Below are 23,709 nucleotides of genomic sequence, written 5' to 3'. Positions count from 1 at the left end.
ACAAAAAAAATTTAAAACAACCCCACCCCACCTATCTACCCCCCGGCCGCGCCCCGGCAACCCCCCCTCCCCCCGGGCGCGTGTGGGCCCCTCCCCCCGCACCCGCTGGTCAGGTGGGGCGGCGGGCCACCAGGTGCAACCGATCCCCCGCGAGCGACGTGCCGAGGGCCGCGTCGGCGTGCCAGGGCGGTTCCGTGCGCGGGCCGGGGTGGTCGAAGAGGTCGAGCACTTCGAACCCCGCTTGGTGCAGGATGCGACGCAGTTCTTGCGGGAAGAGCAGCCGCCAGGCGGAGCGTTGGGTGAGTTCCCGCTCGCACCCGGGCCAGTCCCACACCCGTTCTCGGCGCAGCAGCTGTTCGGCGTGGTCGATCCACAGCCGGGTCCGCGACCGGTACGGCACGCCTTCCCACTCGACGGTCCGCTCGCGAATTCCGTCGAGCAGTTCGGTGCTCCCGAGGAAGAATGCACCGTTGCGCATTTCGGCGACGAGCACCCCGCCGGGACGGAGATGGTCCCGGCACCGCCCGAGGAAGGAATCGAGTTCGTCGTTGGTGTGGCAGTAGAGGAATGCGCTGTCCAGGCAAGTGATCGCGTCGAACGTGCGATCCAGCTGGAATTCGCGCATGTCGCGCTGGTGGAAGGTGCCGTCGGGGCAGCGCGCCCGGGCGTGTTCGATCATGCGCGGCGAATTGTCGATCCCGGTGACGTGAAAACCGCTCCGGGCCCAGTGCGCGGCGTCGCGCCCCGTGCCGCACCCGATGTCGAGCAGTGCGCCGTGTCCGATGCCACGGCGGGCGAGGACGTCGAGCACGAATCGTGCGGCGAGGTGCTCGGGGTCGGGGAACTGCGCTTCGTACAGCCGGGGGTTGTCGGTCAGGAAGTTGGCGTCGACGCGCATGCGATCTCTCCTGGTCGCGGGGCGGGTTCCGGGCCGACGAGTCCACGGCGCTGCAGCAGGGCGACCGCGGCGGCGGAGACCAGTCCGAGCGCGAGGCACAGCGCGGACGGCGCCCACGGCGCGGTGGTCCCGGCGAGGTCGCTGATCCACCCGATGGCGGCGTTGCCCGCCGCGGCGGTCACCCCGGAGGCCAGGTAGAAGACCCCGAAGTAGGTGCCGGACAGCGAATTCGGCCCGAACGAGGGAATGAGGTCGTTGACGAAGGGTTGCGCCAGCATCAGCCCGGTGGTGAGCACGAGGGTGGCCAGCAGCACGGGGCCGAGCCGCAGCAGCACGCCGACCGGGTCGGGCACGGAGGTCGCGGTGGGCAGCGCGAAGCCGGCGACGAGGGTGGCGAGGAAGGCGATCCCCATCAGCGCCATACCTGCGGCGATGGTGCTCCCCCGGGACCACGTGCGCTGGAAGTACCGGGTGATCCGCACCTGCAGCAGCAGACCGGCCACTGTGGACACGATGAACACGGCGGCGACGGTGCCGCTGGATCCGGTGAGCCGGGCCGCTTCCATCGGCAGCACCAGGTACAGCTGGTTCTGCAGCGCGAACATCCCGGTCAGCGCGAGGGTGAACAGGAGGAACCGCTTGTCACCGAGCACGCCGCGCCAGTCGCCGAGCACGGTGCCGCGCGAGGGCGGCACGTCCCGGCGCGGCAGCACGGCGATCTGGGCGGCGGTGAGCAGTGCGAACACGAGCGCGGCGACGAGCGCGGACGTGGTGAACCCGATGAGGACGAGTGCGCTGCCGAGCAGCGGCCCGATCAGCGCCCCGGTGTTGGCGAACACGTTGAACAGCGAGAACGCTTCGGCTCGCCGCTCCCCCGCTTCGCGCGCGAGGTAGGCGCGCACCGCGGGGTTGAACAGCGCCCCGGCGAGTCCGCTGAGGACGGAGGCGGCGAGCAGCACGGGCAGCGAACTGCCGAGCGCGAACAACCCGAACCCGACGGTGCGCAGCGCGCAGCCGGCGATGATGACGCGACGCGCCCCGAGCCGGTCGGCGGCGCTGCCGCCGATGAGGAACAGCCCTTGCTGGCTGAGGTTGCGCACCCCGAGCACCACGCCGACGAGCGCCGCGGACATGCCGAGGTCGTGCCCGAGGTAGCCGGCGAGGTACGGGATGAGCAGGTAGAAGCCGATGTTGACGCCGAGCTGGTTGACCAGCAGCACCTGCACCGCGAGCGGGAAGCTCCGGATGAGCCGCCAGGTGGTCATGCCGCCACCTTCGGCCGCACGCCGAGCCCGGGCTCGCGGGTGATGTGCAGCGTCCCGCCGGTGCCGCCGATGCCGTCCCACGGGTCGTCGGCGAGCAGCAGGTGCCCGTCGAGGTCGATCCAGCGGGCGTGTCCGGCGAGGTGCACGGCGGGTGCGATGCCGAGGGAACTGGCGACGAGGCATCCGAGCATCACGTCGGCCCCGGCGGACCGCGCGGCGTCGATGATCTCGACGGCGGCGCGGATCCCGCCGCACTTGGCGAGTTTCACGTTGATCCCGTGCACGGTCGAGCCGAGCGCCCGGACGTCGGCGAGGGTCTGCGCGTCCTCGTCGGCGATCACCGGAATGGGGCTGTGCCGGGCGACGCGGCCGAGTTCGACGGGGTCGCCGGGCGGGATGGGTTGTTCGACAGCCGCGATGTCGTGCACGGCGAGGGCGTCGAGCAGGCGCAGCGCCTGCTCGGGTTCCCACGCACCGTTGGGGTCGAGCAGCAGTTGCGCGTCGGGGGCGGCGGCGCGGACGGCGGCGACCCGGTCCTGTTCGTCGGGGCCGTCGCCGAGCTTCACCTTGAGGACGCGGAATCCGCGGGCGGTGAGCTCGGCCGCGGTGCGCGCGGCGTGCTCGGTGCCGGTGATGCCGATGGTGCGGGCGGTCGCGGGCCCGCCGACGGGTGGTGCGCCGATGAGGTCCTGCACGGTCCGGCCGCTGTGCTGCGCGGCGAGGTCGTGGGCGGCGGCGTCGACGGCGCAGCGCACTCCCGGTTCGACGTCCGGCCAGTCGTCGATGCCGGCGAGGAGCTCGTCGGGTCCGGTGCAGCTCTCGACGTGCGGGCGCAGCGCGTCGAGCCGGTCGAGGATCCGCGGCACGTCGAGGTCGTAGTAGACGCTGGTGACGGCTTCGCCGTGCCCGGTGCGGCCGCCGTGTTCGAGGTCGATCCACACCGCGTCCCGTTCGTGCATGACGGAGCGGGAGATCCGGAACGGCTCGCGCAGCCGCAGGGTTCCGGTGCGTGCGCTGAGCTTCACGCGGGCACCTCCACCGATCCGGCGGGGTCGCGGACCGCGCGGCAGCGGGCCCAGCCGTGCACTTCGACCGCGGCCGGGTCGGCGATCTCGACGGGACGCGTCGCGGGTCGTCCGCCGAGCAGGCCGTGCTCCTGGCAGAACTCGTCGTCGAAGATCGTGTCGAGGTAGCGGTGCGGACCGTCGGGGAAGACGGTGGCGACGCGGGAACCGGGGTCGCGCCGCGCGGCCCACGCGGCGACGAGCGCGACCGCACCGGTGCTCCAGCCCCCGCTGACGAAGGAGTGGGCGGCGAGCCTGCGGCAGGCATCGACGGCCTCGGCCGGGCCGATCCAGTGCACTTCGTGGAATTCGGGGTAGGCGACGTTGCGGGGGAAGATGCTGCTGCCGAGTCCCCGCATGAGCCGCCGCCGCGCGGGCTGCCCGAAGATCGTGGATCCGACGGTGTCCACGCCGATCAGCCGCAGCCGCGGCCAGTGCCTGCGCAGCGTGCGGATGACGCCTGCGCTGTGCCCACCGGACCCGACGCTGCACACGAGGGTGTCGGCGGTGCCGAGCTGGGCGACGAGCTCTTCGGCGAGCCGCTCGTACCCCGCCGGGTTGTCCGGGTTGTTGTACTGGTCGGGCCAGTAGGAGCCGGGCAGTTCCGCGCACAGCTCGTGCACCCGGTCCAGCCGGGCCTGCTGCCAGCCGCCGACGGGGTGCGGGTGGTCGACGACCTCGGTGCGGACGCCGTGGGCGCGCAGCAACGACCGCATGCTGCGTTCCAGTTCCCGGTCGACGACCAGCACCACGGGGTGGCCGAGGGCTTGGCCGGCGAAGGCGAGTCCGACACCGAGGGTGCCGCTGGTGGATTCGACGACGGGCGCGCCGGGCCGGAGTTCCCCGCGGGCACGGGCCCCGCGCAGCATGGACATGGCGGCGCGCGCCTTCATACCGCCCGCGCCGAGGCATTCGAGCTTCGCCCAGAATCCGGGGTGGTGGTCCGGCAGCGGGGTGCTGACCCTGCTGACCGGGGTGTCGCGCATCAGCTCCAGCAGGTCCGGGTTGGGGGTGCGGGCCGGGCTCGTGCTCACGTCGATCAACGGGGGTCCTTCCCGGTCGGGGTGATCGGGGCGCGGTGGCGGTAGATCGAGCCGGGGCCGCCGTCGAGCCAGAAGAACGGGTAGGGCTCGGCGGAGACGGCGGTGACGCCGGATCCGATGAACCACGGCAGGATCGCGCTCGCGGTCTGGGCGAACATGACCAGCGGCTTTCCGGTGGCGCGCACGTGTTCCAGCAGCGGCGCGAACGTGTCGCCCGCCGCGAGCATCCCGGTGGCGAGCACGGCATCGCAGCCACCGACGGCGGCCATGGCGTCGCCGACGATGGGCTCGTCCCATTCGGTGCTGCCGCCCTTGCGGTCGCAGGGGACGTAGTCGAGGTCGCGGTGCCGGAGCCGGTGCAGCAGCGAGTTCACCACCCCGACCACGAGCACCCGGTTCACCTGGTCCGGCAGCAGGTCCACGACGAGTTCGGCGCGCTGCAAGGACTTCCGCAGCGAGTTCCCGCGCTCCAGCGCGACCTGCTCGGCGTGCTCGTGGTGCGGGAACCGCCACATCAGGTAGGCGTCCAGCGCCGCGGTGCGCACCGCGGGAAGCGGGTGCCGCAGCAGCCGCCCGACGGGGGCGCCGACACAGTCCACGACCTGCTCGTCGGTGAGTTCCCCGGGTTCCACCGCGCAGGAGCCGACGGCGTCCTCGACGCGGAGGCTCAGCACGTGGTTCCGGTAGGAGCGGCCACGCCCGGAATGGCGGACGCCTTGCTGGGTGAGGAAGCCGACGCTCACCTCCGCTTCGCCGACCTCGTCGCCCGCGAACCCCTCGCCCACGGCCGCCGCGAACCCGTCCAGTGACAGGAAGGCGTCCTTCATGTGGTGACCAGATCCTCGGCGTAGACGACTTCCAGGGAGCCGACGGCCGCCTCGGCGCGAGCCCGCGCGGCCCCGGGTGCCGGGTCGGTGGCCATCACGTGGCCGAGGTAGTTGTTGTTGCTGGTCGCCGCGCCTGCCACGTGCCCGGGTTCCTTGACGACGCTGTCGACGACGCCCTCGGTCCCGGCGAGCCGCTCGGCTCCGGCGATGTGCCGGATCGGGCCGGTGCGCGGCGGCAGCAGGAACGAGATGGCCGCGCTGCCCGCACCGGTGGCGTGCGGCGCCAGGTCGGGCTGTTCGCCGGCGGCGAGCCGGGCGTGCACCGCGGGCAGGTCGATGCCGGTGACGCGGCGGATCAGCTCGGTGATCTGGTTGCCCGCGGGACGCGGGTTGACCTCGACGATGCGCGGCCCGTCGGGGGTGAGCTTGAGCTCGGTGTGGGTGGCCGTGTTGTCGAGGCCGAGCGCGGCGATGGCGTCGACGGCGATCGAGGTGGCGGCTCGTTCGGTGGCGGCGTCGAGGGCGGCGGGGAACATGTGCCCGGTCTCGACGAACCAGGGTGCGCCGCCGACGCTCTTGTCGGTCACGCCGATGACGGTCGTTCGTCCGTGGGAGGTGACGGCTTCGACGCTCACTTCCGGCCCGGTGAGCAGTTCCTCCAGCAGCACGGTGGGGCTGCGGCGCTGGCCGCGGGCGTTCACCGGGAAGCCCTCCAGGTCACGAACGGCCTCGGCGAGTTCGGCTTCGTCGGACACCTTGCGCACGAACATGCCCGCGCACAGGTCGACCGGTTTGACCACGAGCGGGAAGCCGAGGGCGACGGCCGTTTCGCGCAGCCCGGACGCGCTGTCGGCGAGCGCGAACGCGGGCCCGGGAACTCCCGCTTCGCGCAACGCCAGCCGGGTCCGGTCCTTGTTGCAGGCCAGCTCCACCGCTTCCGGCGGAGATCCCGGCAGGCCGAGGTGCCGCGCGAGGTGCGCGACCGCGCCCAGGTAGTAGTCGCAGGAGGTGAGCACGCCGTCGAACCGGAGCGCGGGCTGCAATTTCGCCACGTGCTCCACGAGGGACGGCACGTCGTTGGTCTCGGCGGTGAGCACGTTCTGCGCGCCGAGCAGCGGGTGGGCGCCCGGCCGGTTCCAGGCACGCAGGTAGTGGTGCACGTCCCGGGTGAGGAAGCTGAAGCGGTGGCCTCCGTCCCGGATACCTCTGGGCAGCAGGGTGCTCATCGCCCCGACCCAGCTTTCCACCATCAGCAGGTGACCCACTCCGACTCCTCCGCATGGTTTACCACTAGCGGACGGTAACGATAATCATGTTCAATACTCCTTCGCAAACCCCATTCAGGTAGCACTGGAGTCACTCAGCGTGTTCATCTCGCGTCGCGGCGGCACCATCCCGCTGCTCACCCTGCTGCTCGCCGCACTCGCGCCCGCCCCCGCCGCCATGGCGGCGCCCGACCCCGGATTCGGCACCTGCCCGGACGGAATCACCGACGATCCATCAGTCCAATGCGGACACTTGCGGGTCCCGCTCGACCACGCCGCCCCCGACGGGCCGAGCATCACCCTCGCCCTCACCCGCATCCCCGCCAGCGGCACACCCGAAGAACGACGCGGCGCACTCCTCGTCAACCCCGGCGGACCCGGCGGCACCGGCACCGACTACGCCGAGAGCAAACGCGCCAAACTCCCCACCGCCGTCCAACGCAGCTACGACATCATCGGCTTCGACCCGCGCGGCACCGGCCGCAGCGCCCCCGTCGACTGCGGACCCGCCGGCGGGCTCTACCAGCACCCCCGGCCCGATCCGGTGCCCACCGATCCCGAACAGGAGCGCGCCCACCTGCGCGGACTCCGCGCCATCGCCGACGATTGCGCGCGCGGCATCGGGGCCGCGCTCGGCCACATCAACACCACCAACACCGCGCACGACATGGAACGGATCCGGCTCGCACTGCGCGAACCGCGGCTCAACTACCTCGGCGTCTCCTACGGCACCTACCTCGGCGCCGCCTACGCCGCCCACCACCCCCGGCACGTCGGCCGCATGGTGCTCGACAGCGTCGTCAGCCCCGACGACTGGCACGACTTCGACACCCGCCAAGCCCTCGCCATGATCGAACAACGCGACGCGCTCTTCGACTGGATCGCCGCCCGGCCCGGGCTCGGACTCGGCCACGACCGGCGCACCGTCCGGCAGCACTACCTCGACACCCGCGCCGCACTCCCCCACGACACCTTCGGCCCCGACGAATTCGACCGCGTCGTCTACCGCACCCTCTCCCGCACCGAACGGTGGGAACCCTTCGCACAAGCCCTCAGCCACTACGTCCGCACCGGCGACGACACCGCGCTGCGCCCTGCCGAACCCGACGACCACAACTACGAATCCGCGCTGCGCACCATCAAATGCGCCGACAGCACCCGACCCCGGCCCGCCGACGTCATCGGCAGCATCCGCGCGCTGCGCGCCGTCGACCCCCAACCCATCCTCACCGGGCTCGAAGCCGCCACCTGCGCCTACTGGGCGCCGCCCCGCGAACCCACCCGGCTCGGGCACCCCGACATGCCACCTGTGCTGCTCACCCAAGCCGAACACGACCCGACCACGCCCCTCGACGGCGCGCGGCGCATGCAACGACGGCTCCCCGGATCCAGCCTCGTCGTCCTCGACGGCAGCCGCTCCCACGGGGCCTTCGCCAGCCAACGCGACGACTGCCTCGACTCGGCTGCGGGGCGGTACCTGGTGGAGGGGGTGGTGCCGGGGGTGGAGAAGCACTGCCCCACCCACCCCGCACCGTGAGAGCAAGGGAACCTTCCTGTCACCGGTGACAGGAAGGTTCCCTTGCTCGCTCCGTCAACGGCCGTACGGGAACTGTCCGCCCGGCCACTGGTACGGGCTCTGCACCCCGGGGCGTTGCGTGGTCGTCTCCGGCTCCGAGTCCCGGACGCTTCCCAACGTGACTTCGACCGGATGGGCATTGCCGCCCTGCGCGTCGCCGACGGTGAGAACCACCTTCCCGCCAGGCTCGCTGGAACCGATCTGGGCGATCAGATCCGAGAACGCACTGACCGCTTTGCCGTCCACCTCCAGGATCGTGTCCCCCTGCCGGAGCCCCGCCTTCTCCGCCGCGGAACCCGCGCTGACAGTGCTGATCACGGCATTGCCGGACTCGCCATCCGTGCCCGTGACACCGAGCTGCGGCTTCATCGCCGCCCCCGATTCGATGATCTCGCCGGCGACCCTGCTCGCCGTGTCGATCGGAATCGAGAAACCCAACCCGATGTTGCCCGCGCTGGATTCACCCGAGGTGTTCGACTGGATGCTCGAGTTGATCCCGATCACCTGCCCGTCGAGATTCACCAACGGCCCACCCGAATTACCCGGGTTGATCGACGCATCCGTCTGGATTCCGTTGTATACGACCGCCTGGCCGTCGTCCGACGACACCTCCACCGTGCGGTCGAGCGCACTCACGATGCCCGAAGTGACCGTGCCTTCGAGCCCCAGCGGCGAACCGATCGCCACCGCGGTCTGCCCGACCGCCAGGTTCGAGGACTTGCCCAACTCCGCTGCGGTGAGCCCGTCGACACCAGCCAGCTTGATCACCGCCAAGTCGTACGACGGGGCCGTCCCGACGACCTCACCAGCCGACTTCTTCCCATCCGGCAGGGTGACGGAAATATCTCCGCCGCTGCTCACCACGTGGTTGTTCGTCAACACGTAACCATCGGCGGTCAGCACCACTCCCGTTCCCTCCGCGCTGCCGGAACGCGACGACACCGCGATGTCCACGGTGCTCTTCGACGCCTTCTCCGCCGCGAACTGGACGGTTCCGCTCTGCGAACTGACCTGCGCGCCGACGGTGGAATCGTGCTGGTTCAACACCGGCGATCCCGAGCTCCCGGACGTTCCCAGCAACAAACTTCCGCCGAATCCGGCAGCACCACCGACGAGTCCGGCGAGCAGCGCTACGACGACCGTGCCCGCCGAAACACCGCCGAGGCGTGGTCTCCGCTCACTCGAGAACCCGGTCGGCTGCTGACCTTGAGGAGTAGCCGATTCCCACGGTGCCGAGGTCGCGCCGCGACCACCTCCCGACGGCACGTCCGCTGCGAACCGGTCCCCTGCGCCTGCGAAATCGTTGTCAGCCATGAGCCGACAGTGCTCCACCAGGCTGAGAACAAGCTTTGCGTTGCCTGGTGATTCGCCCTCAACCCAGCCGCGCTCAACTACGGAGCAAGGGAACCTTCCCGTCACGGGCGGCAGAAAGGTTCCCTTGCTCCTTCTGCTTCGCGGGGTGCGAGTGCCGCCGACACACCGACGAATGCGCGAGCCCCCTCGTCACTCGACATGACCGATAGTGATCACATGTCATCGACAGTGATCATCAAGGATGCTCCGCATTCCGCTCCGCGACGCGTGTTTCACGTCGCCGAACTGGAAAGGCTCGGCGTCTCGCAATCGACCAGCTATCGGCGGGGACGCGCCGACGGACCATGGACGCGTCTGCTCCCCGGAATCGTCCTGGTCATGCCGGGCCCGCCCACCGCAGACGATCTGATAGCGGCTGCACTACTACGTGCCGGCCCGTCCGCCATGGTCACGGGCATGCACGCGGCACGGATGCACGGTCTCGAAACGCCGGACGAGAACGCTCCGGTCCACATCCTCATCCCGCACACCAAGAAGATCCAGAGCAGCGAACTGGTCAGGTTCGAACGCACCACGCGCCCGCCGCCACCGATCACCATCGACGACATTCCGGTCGCCCCCGCGCCTCGGGCCGTCATAGATGCCGCCCGCACCTGGCAGTCCCGCCGATCGACGGAGGCATTGCTCGTGGAAGCGATCCAACGGGCGCCGGGATGTTCGCCACGGGCCCTCAACGAGGAAATGGAACACGGCTCTCGGCGAGGAACCGGGTTGCCACGGGAGATCCTCCGGGCGATGACCGCCGACGTCCGTTCCATCGCTGAGCTGCGAGCTTTCGAGTTACTCAAAAGGGCCGACCTGCCCGATCCCTCGTGGAACACATCGCTGTTCGATCCCGACGGGCGTTACGTCGGCATGCCCGACGCCTGGTTCGACGACGTCGGCCTCGCCGTCGAATTCGACTCGTTCGCATACCACTCGTCGCGGGCCGATTTCGCCGCTACGACACGGCGGAACACCCGGTACGCGGCACACGGCGTGGCAGTCGTGCAGATCTTGCCCGTCGACGTCATGCAGAGACCTGACGAGGCTCTCGCCGCCATCGGACGAGCGTATCGAGCCGCGACTCTGAGACCACGTCCCAACGTTCTCGTCCGCGCCATCGCCGAAGGAGCTTGATCCGAACGATAGGTGAAAACGGACGCCTACCCGGAGGGCAACAGACGCCTCCGGGCATCTCGCATGCCCAAACTGCGCGGGCTACCTGCAATCCCTCACGAACGACATCCGTGCAGGAGCAAGGGAACCTTTCTGGCACAGATGACAGGAAGGTTCCCTTGCTCCAAAGCAGATCAGTTGGGAGTCAGGGCGGTCTTCCCCACTCGTTCCGGCTTCCCAGAGCTGTCGACGACCCCCGCAGGCACCGGACGCGCCCGCGGATACCAGGTCGCTGCGACATCCCAGGCGGCTTCGATGAGCGCCGCGGAGTGGGCGAACGAGTAGGGCGAGAGTCCCACCGTGGCGGGCGCGGGCAGGATGTACAGCTCGCATCGCGTGGAGTTGAGCTGCACGTCGAGTCGTGCCGCGTTGAGCATCGCCGCTCCGAGCGCGGCGCCGCTGACCCCGCTGACCGACCGGGGCGGGATCGTAGGCGTCGAGGGACTGGTGACGATGTGGCCGCCGCGTTTTCCAGGCCGGTGTTCGAACGGTTCGGTTCCGCCGCACGGGAGTACGAAGACCCGTTCCGCGCCGAGCTCGACGGCCCTGCTGATCGGCATGAACGCCGCGACACCACCGTCTACCAGCCACCGGTCGTTGACACGGAACGGCGGAAAAAGCCCGGGGATGGAACAGGATGCGACGAGCGGCGGCAGCACCGGCCCGTGGTCGAAGTAGACGGCGGTGCCGGTGTCGACGTCGGTCGCGGTGACGGTGAGCGGGATCGCGGTTTGCTCGAAGGTTCGGTACGGGAGGGTTCGGTGCAGCCAGCGCGCCAGTCCGGTGCTGGTCATCAGGTGGTTGGTGATGCCGAGCTTTCCGGCGAGTATGCGCGCGGGTTGGATCGGGAAGATGTCGGAGCGCCGCATGGAGCTCCACACCGCGCGCAGGCTTTCCGCTCCGCCGCCGGAAGGGTCACCGGCGAGCCAGGCGGCGTTCAGCGATCCCGCCGAGGTGCCTACTAGGAGGTCGGGTTCGACGCCGGCTTCGAACAGCGCCGTGGCGAGGCCTGCTTGGACGGCTCCGAACGTCGATCCGCCAGGAAGCACCCAAGCTGTGCGCATGAGCGTCACCCTCTCTGCTCGTCGTGCGGTCGAGGCTAGCCGGAGTTGCGGGATGAGCGCTTCAGCTGTCTCCGGGGTCACCGCGTCGGCGCCATTGCTTGACCTGACCGCGGCGCTTCTTGGCGGCGATGCGCCGACGTCGTGATCCGGCTGTGGGTTTGGTGCGGCGACGGGTCGGCGGCTCGGGTGCGACGGCGTCGGCGAGCAGTTGTGCGAGGCGTTCCCGCGCTGCGGTGCGGTTGAGCAGCTGGCTGCGGTGTTCGGATGCGGCGATGGTGATGGCACCGTCGACCAGCCGGGATTCCAGCTGGGCGAGCGCCCGGTGGCGTTCTCGTTCGGGCAGGCTGGAGCCGGCCAGGTCGAAGGTGAGCTCGACGCGGGAGTCGGAGGTGTTGACGTGTTGACCGCCGGGCCCCGAGGAACGCGAGAACCGTTCGGACAACTCGGCTGCCGGCACGGTCAGCCTGGGGGTGATGCGCAGATCTTCGGGCACCGTCCCAGCATGGCCGCACCGGCGGCGTTCAGGCCAGCTGCAGCCAGTTCGCGGAGTCGCACGTCCGCCGCGACGCCCGCACCGAGGCGGCGAGGTCGCGCAGCACTGCCGCGGTGTCGTCCCAGCCGAGGCACGCGTCGGTGATGCTCTGCCCGAACCGGAGCGGGCGTGCAGCCCCGATGTCCTGCCTGCCAGGGACGAGGAAGCTCTCCACCATCACCCCGCGGATCGCTGCCGTACCGCTTGCGATCTGGTCGCCGACCGCGGCGACCACCGACGGCTGCCTGGTGTGGTCCTTGCCGCTGTTGCCGTGGCTGGCGTCCACCACCACTGCTGGTGGCACGCCTGCCGAGCGCAGTTTGCCGACGGCTTTCCGCACGGACGTGGCGTCGTAGTTGGGTCCGGTCGCACCGCCACGCAGGATGATGTGCGCAGCCGGGTTCCCGATGCTGCGCACCCAGGTCACGGCGCCGTCCGCCCCGGAGGCGAGGAAGCTGTGCGGGTGCCGGGCGGCGACGATGGCGTCGACCGCTGCCTGCAGCGAGCCGCTGGTCCCGTTCTTCATGCCGATCGGCATCGGCAGCGCGCTGGTCAGCTGGCGGTGCACCTGGCTTTCCACCGTTCGCGCGCCGATCGCTCCGTAGCTGATCAGGTCACCGAGGTAGTCCGGCGCGATGGGGCTGACCCATTCGGTCGCGGTCGGAAGATCCAGGTCGGCGAGTTCGAGCAGTAATCGGCGGGAGGTGCGCAATCCCGTCTCGATGTCGGCGCTGCCGTCCAAGCCAGGGTCGGCGAGCAGCCCGGTCCAGCCGACCGTGGTGCGTGGCTTTTCCAGGTAGGCGCGCATCACCACGAAGAGCTCGTCGCTGAGTTCGGCTGCGAGTCCGCGCAGGCGGCTCGCGTACTGCCGCGTCGCCGCGGCGTCGTGCAGCGAGCAGGGGCCGACCACGGCGAGCACCCGGTCGTCTTCGCCGGCGAGCACTTCCGCGATCGACCTGCGCCAATCGGCGATCTTGCTCGTGGCCGCCTGATCGACCGGCAGCTCGGCCGACAGCGCGGCCGGCGAGGTGACCGCTACGACGGATCCTCCGGACATGGGCACGACGTCGATCGACGGGTGCTCGGACATCCCACCTCCCATAACCAGGTAAGCCTAACCTAATTTGATCGCCGTGCGGTGTGAGGAAGGGAACCTTTCTGCCACCGGTGGCAGAAAGGTTCCCTTCCTCATCTCCGCAATCCTCTTCAGGGAGTGCTGGTCCAGCCCGCCACCCCACCCGGCACCGGCGCGTCCGGGTCGTAGGGCGTCCGGGTGAAGATGAACGTGTTCAGATCCAGATGGCTGACGTTCCCGTCGGCGGACCGGCCGATCCGGAGTTCCTCACCGGAGTAATAGCCATCCAGACCGATCCACCGCCCTTCGTGATCCCGGCGGAAGCGAGAAGCCCGGCCGCGTCCCTGCCACGGCACCAGATCTAGCAGACCGTCGGGCAGGATCCGGAGCACGTACGGCGAAGGTCCCCAGAACCACTGCCCGGTCAGCTCGAGCAGTCCGGCCTCAACCTCGGCTCGAGGTACCCACGGCTCGGGGATGCGCGGTTCGTGCGCTTCCAGCAGGTCGAGCAGGTCGGTCACCAGCGCCGAGGAAACACCCGCCGTGGTGTTGGCCATGAAGATGATCCCGGTTCGATCAGCAGGATCGGCCATGACGGTAGCGAGGAACCCCGGCATGGATCCGGTGTGCCCGGCGAGCCTCCGCCCCTGATGCCTGATCAGCTGCAGCCCGAGCCCGTACCCGGCACGCCAGACGTCCCCGTCGTCGACCGCGCCCGCAGCTCGCATCTCGGCGACCGTGTCGGGGTGCAGCACGTCAGCGGTTTCACCGGCGACGAAACGAGCCCACCGGAGCATGTCGTCCACGGTCGACCACAGCTGGCCCGCGGGCGCCATGGCACCACCGTCCTCGGCGGGCTCCGGCAGCAGCACGTCGGCCCACGGATGGACCGCCCACCCCTGCGCGTGGGGCGCCTCGGGGTGGAAGGTGGTCCTGGTCATCCCCAGCGGTTCGAGGACCTCCTGCCGGACCGACTCGTACCAAGAACGACCGCGCAGCCTGGCGACCAGCTCGCCGAGCACGCCGAACCCGGTGTTGGAGTAGTGGAACCCGTGCCTGGGCCGTGGCCGGATCGCCTGTTGGTCGACACCGGCGAGCAGCTCTTCGACCGGGCCGCCTTCGGTGCGTTCCCACCAGTCCCCGGCGGGCTCCGCGCTCATGCCGCTGGTGTGCGAGAGCAGGCGGGCGATGCTGCGATCGCCGACGGCGGTGCCCGGGACGTGTTGGTCGAGCTTGTCCTCCAGGTTGAGCAAGCCCTCGTCGCGGAGCCGCAGTACGGCGACGGCGACGAGCGATTTGGTGATGGACCCGATGCGGTACTGCGTGTCCGAGGTGGGTGCCGCCCCGGCTACCAGGCCTCGGCTGCCCGTCCAGAGCGTTTCGCCGTCGCGGACGATGCCGGCGATCAGCGACGGCACCCGGTTCTGGCTCTGCTCGACGGCCAATCGCCTGAGCAGCGCTCGTTCGGTGGAAGGCAGCAAGCTCGTCATGGCGCCCATGCTGTCACGGACATCAGGTGAGCAAGGGAACCTTCCTGTCACTGGTGGCAGGAAGGTTCCCTTCCTCTCGTGGAGGGGACGTGGGGTGGTTGGCAGGATGGGACCTGTGGGCGATCGGGTTGATGTTCGTGGCGTGCTGAGTTTCCTCGGGTTGACCTACGCGGTGACGTGGGCGCTGACCCTTCCGATGTGGGTCACGGGGACGGGGTTGACCTGGGAGTGGGCTCCGCTGCTGCTCGTGGTCATGATGTTCGTGCCCGCCTTGTCCGCGGTGGTGGTCACGAAGTGGATCAGTCCGCGGCCTGCGCCGCTGCGCGAGTTGGGTGTCACCGGTGCGGGCGGCCTCCGGAAGTGGTGGGGGCGTGCGCTGCTGGCCTGGCTCGGTCCGCCGGTGCTGATGTTGCTCGCACTGCTGCTGGGCGCCTTGTTCGGCGTGTACCAGGCGGATTGGACCGGGTTCTCAGGGCTGTCCGAACAGCTCGGTGTGGTGGGCGAGAACGCGCCGTCAGCGCCGTCGCTGGCGCTGATCCAATTGGCCCAGGTGTTCTTCCTCGGCTGGTTGAACGTGATTCCCGCGGCGGGCGAAGAAGTGGGCTGGCGCGGCTACCTGACGTCGGCGTTGTTGCCGTTGGGTCAGCCGGGCGCGTTCCTGGTGACGGGCGTCCTGTGGGCCCTGTGGCACGCTCCGCTGCTCGTTCTCGGCTACAACTACCCGAACGCCCCGGTGGTGGTCGCCTTCATCATGATGGGCTGCTTCTGCAGCTTGCTGAGTGCGCTCCTGGGGTGGCTGCGGTTGTCGTCGGGCAGCGTGTGGCCTGCGGCGATCGCGCACGGTTTCGTGAACGCGGCCGCTGGTTTCGGCGTTCTGTTCAGCGCTGCGGGCAGCCCGGTGAACAACGTGACGTCGGGGCTGCTCGGCTGGTCCGGCTGGATCGTGCTCGCGTTGGCGATCTTGGTTCTGGTGCTGCTGGGGAAGCTCCCGGTCCCGCCGCCGGACGAGGAGCCCGGCTTGACCCGCGGCGTTCGCAGGCTCAGCCGTCGCTGAGCGACCGAGGAGTGAGCACCGGAACCGGCGCCGGCACGAGCGCGCGGAAGGGAACCTTCCTGTCACGTCGGCGATGAAGGGAACCTTCCTGCCACACCTGCGGCGAAGGTGCCGTCTCCCGCCACGTCGATGAGAAAGGGAACCTTCCGGTCACCTCCGCGGTGAAGGGAACCTTCCTGTCACCGGGCGGGGCCGAACGTGCGGAGGGGCCGCCCGCACGATGCGGACGGCCCCTCCCCGATCAGATGGCGATCACGGCGCAGGCGGTGGCCCACCGGGAAGCGGTGCCACGGGCAGGTCCTGGTGGATCCTGTTCATGGCGTCGAACCAGGTCCGGGCGGGCACCTTGCCACCGAAGATGTTGCCGTCGCTGCACAGGAACGGCGGTGCGTCGCCACCCGCGTCGCAGATGCCGCGGGGGCGCGATCCGTCGGCGTAGGTGAGCACCGCTCCGGCCATCTGCGGGGTCGCGGCGAGGAACGCGGCGGACTTGCTCTCCTGGGTGGTCCCGGTCTTGCCGATCATGGGCCGGGTCCAGCCGGCGGCCGTGGCCGCGGCCTTGGAGGTGCCTTCGGTGTCGTCCTTGCTCATGCCTTGCGCGAGCTGACCCGCGACTTCCGGCGAGATCGCCTGTTCGCAGGCCGCTTCCTTGATGGGGACGTCATTGCCGTTGCGGTCCTGGATCTCTTCCAGCGGCGTCGGCGGGCAGTAGGTGCCGCCGCTCATGATGGTGGCGGCCACGTTGGACAGTTCGAGCACGCTGGTGGGCGTGTAGCCGAGGGTGAAGGCGCCGCGCTTGTTCTTCTTGACGGCTTCGGCTTGGGCGGGCCCGTTGGAACCGTCCTTTTTGAGGGTGGAGCCTGCGCTGTTCACCCCGTTCATCCCCTGCCGCAGGCCGAGCCGGGAAGCCATGTCGACGACGTTGTTGAGCCCGACCTTCTCCTGGAGCGCGACGAAGCCGGTGTTCGGCGAGGTCGCCAGCGCCATCTGCAAGGTGCGGTCCCCCGGCTGGACGCCTTCGGCGTTGCCGACGGTGTAGGGGTTGGTCCCGTTCTTGTAGACGCGGGACGTGTAGGTGGCGGGCACCGGCACGTTGTCCGCGATGGTCATGCCCTGTTCGAGCGCGGTGGCCGCGGTGAACACCTTGTAGATCGAGCCGGCGCCGAACGGCTGCACCCGGCTGACGATGTCGTACGCGGTCTGCCCGGCTGCGGGATCGTTGCCGAAGTCGCGGTTGGCGACGAGCGCGCGGACCTTGTGCTTGTCGGTGCCGGGTTCGACGACGGCCATGGCGTTGGCGATGCCGTCGGTCTGGGTGGGCACCTGCTTCTTGGCGGCTTCCTTCGCGGCGTCGCTGGCGTTGCGGTCCAGCGTGGTGCGGATGGTGTAGCCGCCGGTCTCCAGCTCGTCGTCGTCGATGCCGGACTTCTCCAGGTAGTGGCGCACGTATTCGCAGAAGAACCCGTCGGTGGTGCCGTCCCCGATGCCGACGCAACCGTTCGGCGGGCGACCCAGCTGCGGGGTGAGCCCGAGCGGCTCCTCCTTCGCGACCTTGGCGTCCTCTTCGCTGATCCGGAGCCGGTTGTGCGGGTCCGTCATGAGGTCGATGACGAGGTTCCGGCGTTCCATCGCCTCGTCCGGATTGGTCCGCGGGTTGAGCGATCCGGGCTGGTTGACGATGGCGGCGAGCAGGGCGGACTGCGCGATCGTCAGCTTGTCCGGGGTGGTGCCGAAGTAGGTCTGGGCGCCCGCGCCCACGCCGAAGGTCTGGTTCCCGACCGGCACCACGTTCAGGTAGCCGGTGAGGATCTCCTCCTTGGTCATGGTGCGTTCGAGCTCGACGGCGATCTTCGCCTCGCGCAGCTTCCGCGCGATCGTCGTCTCCTTGGCCTTCTCCGCGTCGACCTCGTTCTGCGCGACCACGTGCACCAGGTAGTTCTTCACGTACTGCTGGGTGATCGTGGACGCGCCCTGGGCGGTGCCACCGGTGCTGACGTTCTTGGCGAGGGCGCGGACGGTGCCCTGCCAGTCGACGCCGTCGTGGTTCCAGAAGCGCTTGTCCTCGACAGCGGTGATCGCGGCCTTCATGTACCCGGAGATCTGCTCGGGCTTGGTCTCGACCCGGTAGTCCTTGAAGAAGTGCGCGATGGGTTCGCCGTCCTTGTCGGTGACCACCGACACCTGCGGCATGTCCCGCTTGGCGAGCGAGCTGGACATGCTCGACATCGCGTCGGTGGCCTGGTTGACCACCGCTCCAGCGCCGGTGGCCATCGGCATCATGAGGAACGCCACCAGCACACCGGCCAGTACGCACAGCCCGAACATCTTCAACAGCACGCCGCTGCGCACGCCTGCCCCAATCACCGCATGTCCATGACGACCTGATCTCGACCGCTGACCGCAGGCCCGGGTAGGTGCGCCAGGGCGGCGGTTCCGAACGTTCCGGGAGACGCGGCGGCTCTGCCGTGAGATCGCCGAACCTGCTCCATCGGTCCCTTCGTTGATATCACACCGGCTGGTCGGCGCCGACCTCCGGCCGACCTTCCGGAACCGGCGTTCCCCCTGGCACCGCGAGGAAAATCCGCCGTGCGGCGCAACCGCCCCATACCTCCGCCATCGGACATCACGACCAGCGGTCCCCGGGGACGAGCGACGTGCGCCCGATCCGCCGGAACGAGCACGCCGCCCGTGATCGGCCGACTACACTGGGGTTCGACTAACCGTGCGGAGGGGCTGATGGTCGACCCGTTCTTCGATTCGCTGGCGAACGCGCTCGGCGGGCAACTCGCCGTCGCGCTGGGCACCGCCGCGCAGAGCGCACTGGCCAAGGTGCGGAGCTTGCTGCGGCGCCGCGGCGACTCCGACCCGGAGACGATGGCCGCGCTGACCGCCGCCGAGCAGCCCTCGGCGGGCGAACCGCAGATCAAGGCCTTGGCGGAACGGCTGGACCGGGTGGCGCAGGACGACCCCGAGTTCGACGCGGAGGTGCGCGCGACGGGCAGCAGCGTGCATGTGGAGCTGTCCGCCTCGCAGAGCCGCGTGGTCAACCAGAACTCCGGCGAGGTGCGGACCCTCGTGCAGACCGAGCAGATCAACGGCGACATCACGTTCAACTGAGCCGCCGCCCGCGGATTCAGCCCTGGCGGTCCGCTCGGTCGAGCTCGGCCAGGTAGCGGTTGTACTCGGCGAGCTCCGGATCCTCGTCCGCGTCGACCGAGCGCGCCGGCGGGGGCACCAGCGGACGTCGTCGCGGCCGGGCGTCCTCCGCCGCCGGGGTCTCGGGTTCCGAGGCGGGTTCGGGCACCGCGACCGGCGCGTCCTGGCCGCCGCGCAGCTCCATCCGGATCAGCCAGACCCACATGCACACGGTGAACACGCCGAACAGCGGCCACTGCAAGGCGTAGCCGAGGTTCTGGAAGCTGCCGCCCGCCTCGTGCGCCCGGTCCCACTGCCACCACGCGAGGAAGCCGGTGGCGATGGCCGCCGCCACGAACAGCGCGTGCAGCAGCAGCCAGCGCGGGGTCAGCATCCGTCTCACGCCGACGATTCTAGGCGTCCCGCGGCGCGGGTCGTCAGGCGCGCGGGCCGGGGGCGGTGATGGCGAACAAGGGAACCTTCCTGTCACCGCGGGGCGGACGTCGTGCGGCGGTGCCGCCTTGGACTGCGCCGACGCGTCCGGGCATGCGTTCCGGGCCTCCGTGCGAGGAAGGGCACCTTCCTGTCATCTCCGCGCGGAGGGGAACCTTCCTGCCACACCGCAGGGCATGATTCACCGGCGTGGGCCGGTGCGAGCAAGGGAACCTTTCTGCCACCGATGCGAGGAAGGGAACCTTCCTGTCACCCCGCCTCGGCTCCGGGGTTCATTCGGTGAGTTCGTGCAGCATCCGCTGCGCCTCGGCGAGCTGTCGTTCGAGCTGTTCGACGCGCTCCCGCTGCTGTTCCCGGGCGGCTTCCAGCAGTGGTTCGACGGCGGCCGCGACCTCTTCGTGCAGGGATTTCGCGGCTTGCGCCACGGCGGAGGTGGACACGGGGGTGGGCCGCAGCACGCGCTTCTTGCCGGTGCTGACTTCGACGTTCCACTGTCCGGCCTGGTCCGCGGTGAGGATCACGGTGGCGCCGGCGGGCGGTTTCGGCTTGCGCCGGTTCGCCGCCGGGGCGGATTTCGAGGTGTCGTCGGCGGCGGGCGCCGGCTTGGTGGCCGGCTGCGGTTCGCGGGTCTTCGCGGCCGGTTGCGGCGCGGCGGGCTGCGGTTCGGGCGCGGTGGCCGCGGCTCGCGGTGGTTCGGGAGTGCGGGCGGCGGCGACGGGTTGCGTTTCCTTGCGCTTGCGCGGCGGTTTGACGACGGTCACCTCGGCGGCGGAGAAGGACAGCACGTCCTTGGACCCGGCCGGGCGGATCTGGATGAAGTCGCCTTCGGCCGGGTCGTCGAGGGCGACGACCTTGCCGGAGCGCCCTTCGGGCACTCCGACGGCGGTGGCGGTGAACCACACGGTCGGCGTGCCGCCGGAGGTGAGTTCGTCGCGGAGTCCGCTGATCTCGTCGGACGTCAGCGTGCGGGCCTGTGGCATCGGAGCCCCTAGCTCAGGGTGCGCCCCGTCCTCCGGCCCCACACCGGGTGAAGTCAGCCGGGGCTGTTCCAGCAATGACGGACCCGACTATATCGAACGCCCGTGCGAACCATCAACGGTGCCCGGGCGCGGCGGTGACCTCGAAGTCCGCTGGGTCGGCCTTGCGGGTGCGCAGCCAGTAGTTCCAGGTGAAGCCGGGCCAGATGGTGCGGTTGACGCCGTTGACGTCGAGGTACCAGCTCTGGCAGCCACCGGCGGACCAGACGGCCCCGCCGAGCTGGTGCTGGATCCTGTCGTTGAACTCGTCCTGCACGGATTGCCGCACGTCTACCTGGTCGACGTCGCCGCGCAGGATCGGCCGCAGGCAGCTGAGCACGTAGTTGATCTGCGATTCGATCATGAACACGACCGAGTTGTGCCCGAGGCCGGTGTTCGGGCCGAGCAGGAAGAACAGGTTGGGGAAGCCGGAGACGGTGATGCCCAGGTGCGCCTGCATGCCGTTCTTCCAGGCGTCCTGCAGCTTGCGCCCGCCGCGCCCGACGATCTCGAGGTGGTCGAACGCGTCGGTGACGTGGAATCCGGTGCCGTAGATGATGGCGTCGACGGGGTGTTCCTCGCCGTCGCCGGTGACGATCGAGTTCTCCTTGACCTCGGCGACGCCGCTGGTGCGCAGGTCGACGTTGGGCTTGTTCAGCGCCGGGTAGTAGTCGCTGGAGAGCAGGATCCGCTTGCAGCCCATGGAGTAGCGCGGGATGACGGCTTCGCGCACCTGCGGGTCGCGCACGACGCTGCGGATGTAGCGCTTGGCGAGGTGTTCGGAGATCTTCCCGAGCAGTTTGCTGCGCAGCACGGCGACGGAGCGGAGTTCGAGGACCCAGTAGACGGCGGCGCGCGCGATGCGCTGCGCGAACGGGACGCGGCGGAACAGCGTGCGGATGCTCCGCGGGATCTCGCGGTCGGGCTTGGGCTGCACCCACGGCGGGGTCCGCTGGAACAGGTGCAGCTTGGCGGCCTGCTCGGCGACCTGGGGCACGAACTGGATGGCGCTGGCACCGGTGCCGATGACGGCGACCCGCTTGCCTTCGAGGTCGTAGTCGTGGTTCCACTGCGCGGAGTGGAACACCTCGCCCTGGAAGCGCTCGATGCCGTCGACTTCCGGATAGCTCGGGATGTGGAGGGCGCCGACGCCGGAGACGAGCGCGCGGCCGACGTACTCGGTGCCGGAGGCGGTGCGCACGTGCCAGTTGCGGCGGTCTTCGTCGTACTCGGCGCCGGTGAACTCGACCCCGTAGTGGATGTGCTCGCGAATGCCGTACTTGTCGGCGCAGTGCTGGAGGTAGTCCCAGATCTCCTGCTGCTGGGCGAACAGCCTGGACCAGTTCGGGTTCTGCTCGAAGGAGAACGAGTACATCAGCGACGGGACGTCGCAGGCGCAGCCCGGGTAGGTGTTGTCGCGCCAGGTGCCACCGAGGTCGTCGTTCTTCTCGAGCACGATGAAGTCGTGGATGCCCGCTTCCTTGAGCTTGATCGCCGTGCCGATGCCGGCGAACCCGGTGCCCACGATGACGACGGACGTGTCGTACCGCTGTGCCGACGCCTGTGTCATTCCAGCCCTCCCTGATCAGCCACCTACTTCCAAGTAGCCTACTATGAGTAGGTTACCTTCGGTAGGGTTCGGTGGACCGATTCTCGATAAGGTCGGAACCGTGAACGTGCAGCACGCCGACGACCACTCCGCCCCGGCAGGACGACGCAAACGCCTCCCCCGGGCGGAGCGGGAGCAGCAGATACTGGCCGTCGCCGAGCAGGTGTTCGCCACCAACGGCTACCAGGCCAGCTCCATGGACGACATCGCGAACCGGGTCGGGCTGTCCAAACCGATGCTGTACGAGTACTTCGGCTCCAAGGAAGGGCTGCTGCTCGCCTGCGTCGAACGCGCCCGGCGCGAACTGCTCGAGGCCACCACCGAAGCCGCTGCCGGAGCCGGCGAGAACGCCCACCAGCTGCTGCACGACTGCCTGCTCGCCTTCTTCCGCTTCAGCGACGAGCACGCCCAGTCCTGGGCGCTGCTGCGCACCGAAGCCGCCATCCCGCTCGCCACCGTCAACACCGCGCTCGAAGCCACCCGGCAGCAGCAGACCGACCTCACCGCCCGGCTGCTCGAAGCGTCCCGGCCCGACCTGGACCAGGTGCAGCTGGAAGCCTTCGCCGAATCGATCATCGGCGCGTGTGAGCGGCTCGCCCTCTGGCGCGAGAAGCGCTCCGAGATCACCGCCGAAGAGGCCACCCGGCACCTGATGGCCCTGATCAGCCCGAGCCTCGTCGCGCAGGCCTGAACCAGCCCGCACCTCCCTCCGCAGGACGAGCGGGCCAAAACCACTCGATCGAGCGGCATCCCCTATCGAGGGATCAAGGTCGGTTCGCAAAGCGCCGATGTGGAGCGCGTTGATCGTCTGGAGTTGGCGCATGACCCGATCGGGTCGTCGGCACCCGCACCGGGCGGCTTCACGAGGTTCCCGTCCCGGCACCGCACCCCGGCGCCGGGCCGGGAACCGAGCCCCACCCGCGACACCAAGGAGAACTGATCTTGCGCCCCTGGACCACGCGCACCCTGCAAGCAGCCGTCGTGGCTGCGGGATTCGCCGCAGTCGGGGCAGGCACCGCCTCGGCAGCGCCCACTCCCGACCTGGCCAAGCCGGACCTGTCCACGGTGCCCGACACCATCGGTGCCACCGTGCCGGTGAACGCCTGCAGCGCGCAGGACGCTCCGGGTTTCAACAGCACCAAGGCGCCCTGCGTCGACGCGCAGCTGCGCGCCGAAGCGCCGAACGTCGTCAAGCAGGTCGGCGCCGACATCGTCACCACCACGCACGGCGTGGCCGGTGAGCTCCGCGACGGCAAGCAGCTCGACGAAGCCAAGCTGACCCGCATCTCGCAGCACATCGGCGACGAGCGGCTCCGGGTCGAAGGGCTCACCAAGACCCGCCCGACCATCGGTTTCGACGTCGAGCCGCGGCACACCGGCATCGTCGACTCGCACGCCCCCGGCGGGGGATTCCTCAAGGGCGAGATCGGCCCGCGACAGCCCGACCACCAGGGCGTGTCCACCGGGGACACCGCGGTCGCGCTCACCGCCGCGCAGGGCTACACGGTGGGCCCGGCGGCCCGGCCCGACGAACTGCTCAAGCACGACTTCCGCGGTGGCGACCTGCCGAAGGTCGGCGACGTGGTGCCCGCCGCGGGCAAGGTCGCCGACATGACCAAGGCCGACGAGCTCACGTCCGTTCCCGGGCAGGTCGTGCACGGCCTCGCCACCGGGCTGCCGCAGCTGCCCGGACAGCGCTGACCTGAGAACGGGCGCGCCGCGGCGCGCCCCGACCCCCGCAAAAAGGGGGCGCGCCGCGCCCAGCCGCGCCGGCGTGCCGCGCCGCCGCGCGGCGGCCGGGCGGCCGGCCG

21 protein-coding genes are annotated in these 23,709 nt (G+C 69.9%); 6 read left to right on the top strand and 15 right to left on the bottom strand.

Annotated features, from left to right (window positions below; genetic code table 11):
- Window positions 1-109 precede the first annotated feature (109 nt).
- The 6 genes from LCD35_RS01425 to LCD35_RS01400 are packed head-to-tail and all read right to left on the bottom strand — an operon-like array spanning window position 110 to window position 6,362.
- The gene (locus LCD35_RS01425; protein WP_224960633.1) at window positions 110-898 is read right to left on the bottom strand and encodes a trans-aconitate 2-methyltransferase; all 789 of its coding nucleotides are present in this window, start codon (window positions 896-898) and stop codon (window positions 110-112) included.
- Entirely contained in the window at window positions 874-2,163 is a 1,290-nt protein-coding gene (locus tag LCD35_RS01420; protein WP_224960631.1) for an MFS transporter, read from the bottom strand. The genes LCD35_RS01425 and LCD35_RS01420 overlap by 25 nt, the downstream gene beginning before the upstream one ends.
- Window positions 2,160-3,188 (bottom strand): dipeptide epimerase, encoded by a 1,029-nt coding sequence (locus LCD35_RS01415; RefSeq protein WP_224960630.1) that lies wholly within the window; start codon window positions 3,186-3,188, stop codon window positions 2,160-2,162. Before LCD35_RS01415 ends, LCD35_RS01420 begins: the two co-directional genes overlap by 4 nt.
- Complete coding sequence (locus LCD35_RS01410; RefSeq protein WP_224960634.1) at window positions 3,185-4,213, bottom strand: PLP-dependent cysteine synthase family protein; 1,029 nt, start codon at window positions 4,211-4,213, stop codon at window positions 3,185-3,187. The genes LCD35_RS01415 and LCD35_RS01410 overlap by 4 nt, the downstream gene beginning before the upstream one ends.
- A gap of 53 nt (window positions 4,214-4,266) precedes the next feature.
- The gene (locus LCD35_RS01405) at window positions 4,267-5,097 is read right to left on the bottom strand and encodes a hypothetical protein (RefSeq protein ID WP_224960627.1); all 831 of its coding nucleotides are present in this window, start codon (window positions 5,095-5,097) and stop codon (window positions 4,267-4,269) included.
- Window positions 5,094-6,362 carry an ATP-grasp domain-containing protein gene (locus LCD35_RS01400; protein ID WP_224960626.1) on the bottom strand — a complete coding sequence of 423 codons (1,269 nt, stop codon included), beginning with the start codon at window positions 6,360-6,362 and terminating at the stop codon, window positions 5,094-5,096. The genes LCD35_RS01405 and LCD35_RS01400 overlap by 4 nt, the downstream gene beginning before the upstream one ends.
- 100 nt (window positions 6,363-6,462) lie before the next feature.
- Between LCD35_RS01400 and LCD35_RS01395 the strand changes: the two genes are divergently transcribed.
- A complete protein-coding gene (locus LCD35_RS01395) occupies window positions 6,463-7,899 on the top strand; it encodes an alpha/beta hydrolase (protein WP_224977507.1) in 1,437 nt (478 codons plus the stop codon).
- A gap of 54 nt (window positions 7,900-7,953) precedes the next feature.
- On the opposite strand, the gene LCD35_RS01390 is transcribed toward LCD35_RS01395, so the two are convergent.
- Window positions 7,954-9,252 (bottom strand): S1C family serine protease, encoded by a 1,299-nt coding sequence (locus tag LCD35_RS01390; RefSeq protein ID WP_224958324.1) that lies wholly within the window; start codon window positions 9,250-9,252, stop codon window positions 7,954-7,956.
- A 216-nt stretch (window positions 9,253-9,468) separates the two neighbouring features.
- On the opposite strand from LCD35_RS01390, the gene LCD35_RS01385 reads away from it, so the two are divergent.
- A complete protein-coding gene (locus LCD35_RS01385; RefSeq protein WP_225043601.1) occupies window positions 9,469-10,431 on the top strand; it encodes a hypothetical protein in 963 nt (320 codons plus the stop codon).
- 173 nt (window positions 10,432-10,604) lie between these two features.
- Here LCD35_RS01385 and LCD35_RS01380 read toward each other — a convergent pair whose 3' ends face one another.
- The 4 genes from LCD35_RS01380 to LCD35_RS01365 all read right to left on the bottom strand — a co-directional run bounded on the left by LCD35_RS01380 (window position 10,605) and on the right by LCD35_RS01365 (window position 14,631).
- On the bottom strand, window positions 10,605-11,534 hold the full coding sequence (locus tag LCD35_RS01380; RefSeq protein ID WP_224977510.1) for a patatin-like phospholipase family protein: 930 nt from the start codon (window positions 11,532-11,534) through the stop codon (window positions 10,605-10,607).
- Between the two features lie 61 nt (window positions 11,535-11,595).
- Window positions 11,596-12,027 carry an alternative ribosome rescue aminoacyl-tRNA hydrolase ArfB gene (gene arfB, locus LCD35_RS01375; protein ID WP_224958321.1) on the bottom strand — a complete coding sequence of 144 codons (432 nt, stop codon included), beginning with the start codon at window positions 12,025-12,027 and terminating at the stop codon, window positions 11,596-11,598.
- A gap of 28 nt (window positions 12,028-12,055) precedes the next feature.
- Window positions 12,056-13,156: a 3-deoxy-7-phosphoheptulonate synthase gene (locus LCD35_RS01370; RefSeq protein WP_224958320.1), complete on the bottom strand. Its 1,101-nt coding sequence runs from the start codon at window positions 13,154-13,156 to the stop codon at window positions 12,056-12,058.
- Window positions 13,157-13,272: 116 nt separating this feature from the next.
- The gene (locus LCD35_RS01365) at window positions 13,273-14,631 is read right to left on the bottom strand and encodes a serine hydrolase (protein ID WP_225043600.1); all 1,359 of its coding nucleotides are present in this window, start codon (window positions 14,629-14,631) and stop codon (window positions 13,273-13,275) included.
- Window positions 14,632-14,737: 106 nt separating this feature from the next.
- Here LCD35_RS01365 and LCD35_RS01360 point away from each other — a divergent pair, with 106 nt between their 5' ends.
- Entirely contained in the window at window positions 14,738-15,685 is a 948-nt protein-coding gene (locus LCD35_RS01360) for a CPBP family intramembrane glutamic endopeptidase (protein ID WP_255623189.1), read from the top strand.
- A gap of 252 nt (window positions 15,686-15,937) precedes the next feature.
- On the opposite strand, the gene LCD35_RS01355 is transcribed toward LCD35_RS01360, so the two are convergent.
- A complete protein-coding gene (locus tag LCD35_RS01355; protein ID WP_224958326.1) occupies window positions 15,938-18,010 on the bottom strand; it encodes a transglycosylase domain-containing protein in 2,073 nt (690 codons plus the stop codon).
- A gap of 411 nt (window positions 18,011-18,421) precedes the next feature.
- On the opposite strand from LCD35_RS01355, the gene LCD35_RS01350 reads away from it, so the two are divergent.
- Window positions 18,422-18,802 (top strand): hypothetical protein, encoded by a 381-nt coding sequence (locus LCD35_RS01350; RefSeq protein ID WP_225043598.1) that lies wholly within the window; start codon window positions 18,422-18,424, stop codon window positions 18,800-18,802.
- Window positions 18,803-18,818: 16 nt separating this feature from the next.
- Here LCD35_RS01350 and LCD35_RS01345 read toward each other — a convergent pair whose 3' ends face one another.
- From LCD35_RS01345 to LCD35_RS01335, 3 genes are all read right to left on the bottom strand, one after another.
- Window positions 18,819-19,214 (bottom strand): hypothetical protein, encoded by a 396-nt coding sequence (locus tag LCD35_RS01345; protein ID WP_224958325.1) that lies wholly within the window; start codon window positions 19,212-19,214, stop codon window positions 18,819-18,821.
- 331 nt (window positions 19,215-19,545) lie between these two features.
- Window positions 19,546-20,253, bottom strand: a complete 708-nt coding sequence (locus LCD35_RS01340) for a DUF6319 family protein (RefSeq protein ID WP_225043597.1) — start codon at window positions 20,251-20,253, stop codon at window positions 19,546-19,548.
- Window positions 20,254-20,365: 112 nt separating this feature from the next.
- Entirely contained in the window at window positions 20,366-21,859 is a 1,494-nt protein-coding gene (locus LCD35_RS01335; protein ID WP_225043596.1) for an NAD(P)/FAD-dependent oxidoreductase, read from the bottom strand.
- Between the two features lie 100 nt (window positions 21,860-21,959).
- On the opposite strand from LCD35_RS01335, the gene LCD35_RS01330 reads away from it, so the two are divergent.
- Both LCD35_RS01330 and LCD35_RS01325 read left to right on the top strand, forming a co-directional pair.
- Window positions 21,960-22,589, top strand: a complete 630-nt coding sequence (locus LCD35_RS01330) for a TetR/AcrR family transcriptional regulator (RefSeq protein WP_224958313.1) — start codon at window positions 21,960-21,962, stop codon at window positions 22,587-22,589.
- 290 nt (window positions 22,590-22,879) lie between these two features.
- Complete coding sequence (locus LCD35_RS01325) at window positions 22,880-23,599, top strand: hypothetical protein (RefSeq protein ID WP_225043595.1); 720 nt, start codon at window positions 22,880-22,882, stop codon at window positions 23,597-23,599.
- Window positions 23,600-23,709: the final 110 nt, after the last annotated feature.

The organism is Saccharopolyspora sp. 6V (assembly GCF_020176785.1).
Taxonomy (GTDB): domain Bacteria; phylum Actinomycetota; class Actinomycetes; order Mycobacteriales; family Pseudonocardiaceae; genus Saccharopolyspora_C; species Saccharopolyspora_C gregorii.
This window is presented reverse-complemented; position numbering and strand designations above follow the sequence as displayed.

Bases quoted from the DNA above. Each gene is read 5' to 3' on its own strand.
- LCD35_RS01420 (WP_224960631.1), bottom strand. From the start codon at position 2,163: ATGACCACCTGGCGGCTCATCCGGAGCTTCCCGCTCGCGGTGCAGGTG.
- LCD35_RS01405 (WP_224960627.1), bottom strand. From the start codon at position 5,097: ATGAAGGACGCCTTCCTGTCACTGGACGGGTTCGCGGCGGCCGTGGGC.
- LCD35_RS01410 (WP_224960634.1), bottom strand. From the start codon at position 4,213: ATGCGCGACACCCCGGTCAGCAGGGTCAGCACCCCGCTGCCGGACCAC.
- LCD35_RS01335 (WP_225043596.1), bottom strand. From the start codon at position 21,859: ATGACACAGGCGTCGGCACAGCGGTACGACACGTCCGTCGTCATCGTG.
- LCD35_RS01355 (WP_224958326.1), bottom strand. From the start codon at position 18,010: ATGTTCGGGCTGTGCGTACTGGCCGGTGTGCTGGTGGCGTTCCTCATG.
- LCD35_RS01350 (WP_225043598.1), top strand. From the start codon at position 18,422: ATGGTCGACCCGTTCTTCGATTCGCTGGCGAACGCGCTCGGCGGGCAA.
- LCD35_RS01380 (WP_224977510.1), bottom strand. From the start codon at position 11,534: ATGCGCACAGCTTGGGTGCTTCCTGGCGGATCGACGTTCGGAGCCGTC.
- LCD35_RS01385 (WP_225043601.1), top strand. From the start codon at position 9,469: ATGTCATCGACAGTGATCATCAAGGATGCTCCGCATTCCGCTCCGCGA.
- LCD35_RS01340 (WP_225043597.1), bottom strand. From the start codon at position 20,253: ATGCCACAGGCCCGCACGCTGACGTCCGACGAGATCAGCGGACTCCGC.
- LCD35_RS01390 (WP_224958324.1), bottom strand. From the start codon at position 9,252: ATGGCTGACAACGATTTCGCAGGCGCAGGGGACCGGTTCGCAGCGGAC.
- LCD35_RS01370 (WP_224958320.1), bottom strand. From the start codon at position 13,156: ATGTCCGAGCACCCGTCGATCGACGTCGTGCCCATGTCCGGAGGATCC.
- LCD35_RS01345 (WP_224958325.1), bottom strand. From the start codon at position 19,214: ATGCTGACCCCGCGCTGGCTGCTGCTGCACGCGCTGTTCGTGGCGGCG.
- LCD35_RS01365 (WP_225043600.1), bottom strand. From the start codon at position 14,631: ATGACGAGCTTGCTGCCTTCCACCGAACGAGCGCTGCTCAGGCGATTG.
- LCD35_RS01360 (WP_255623189.1), top strand. From the start codon at position 14,738: ATGGGACCTGTGGGCGATCGGGTTGATGTTCGTGGCGTGCTGAGTTTC.
- LCD35_RS01425 (WP_224960633.1), bottom strand. From the start codon at position 898: ATGCGCGTCGACGCCAACTTCCTGACCGACAACCCCCGGCTGTACGAA.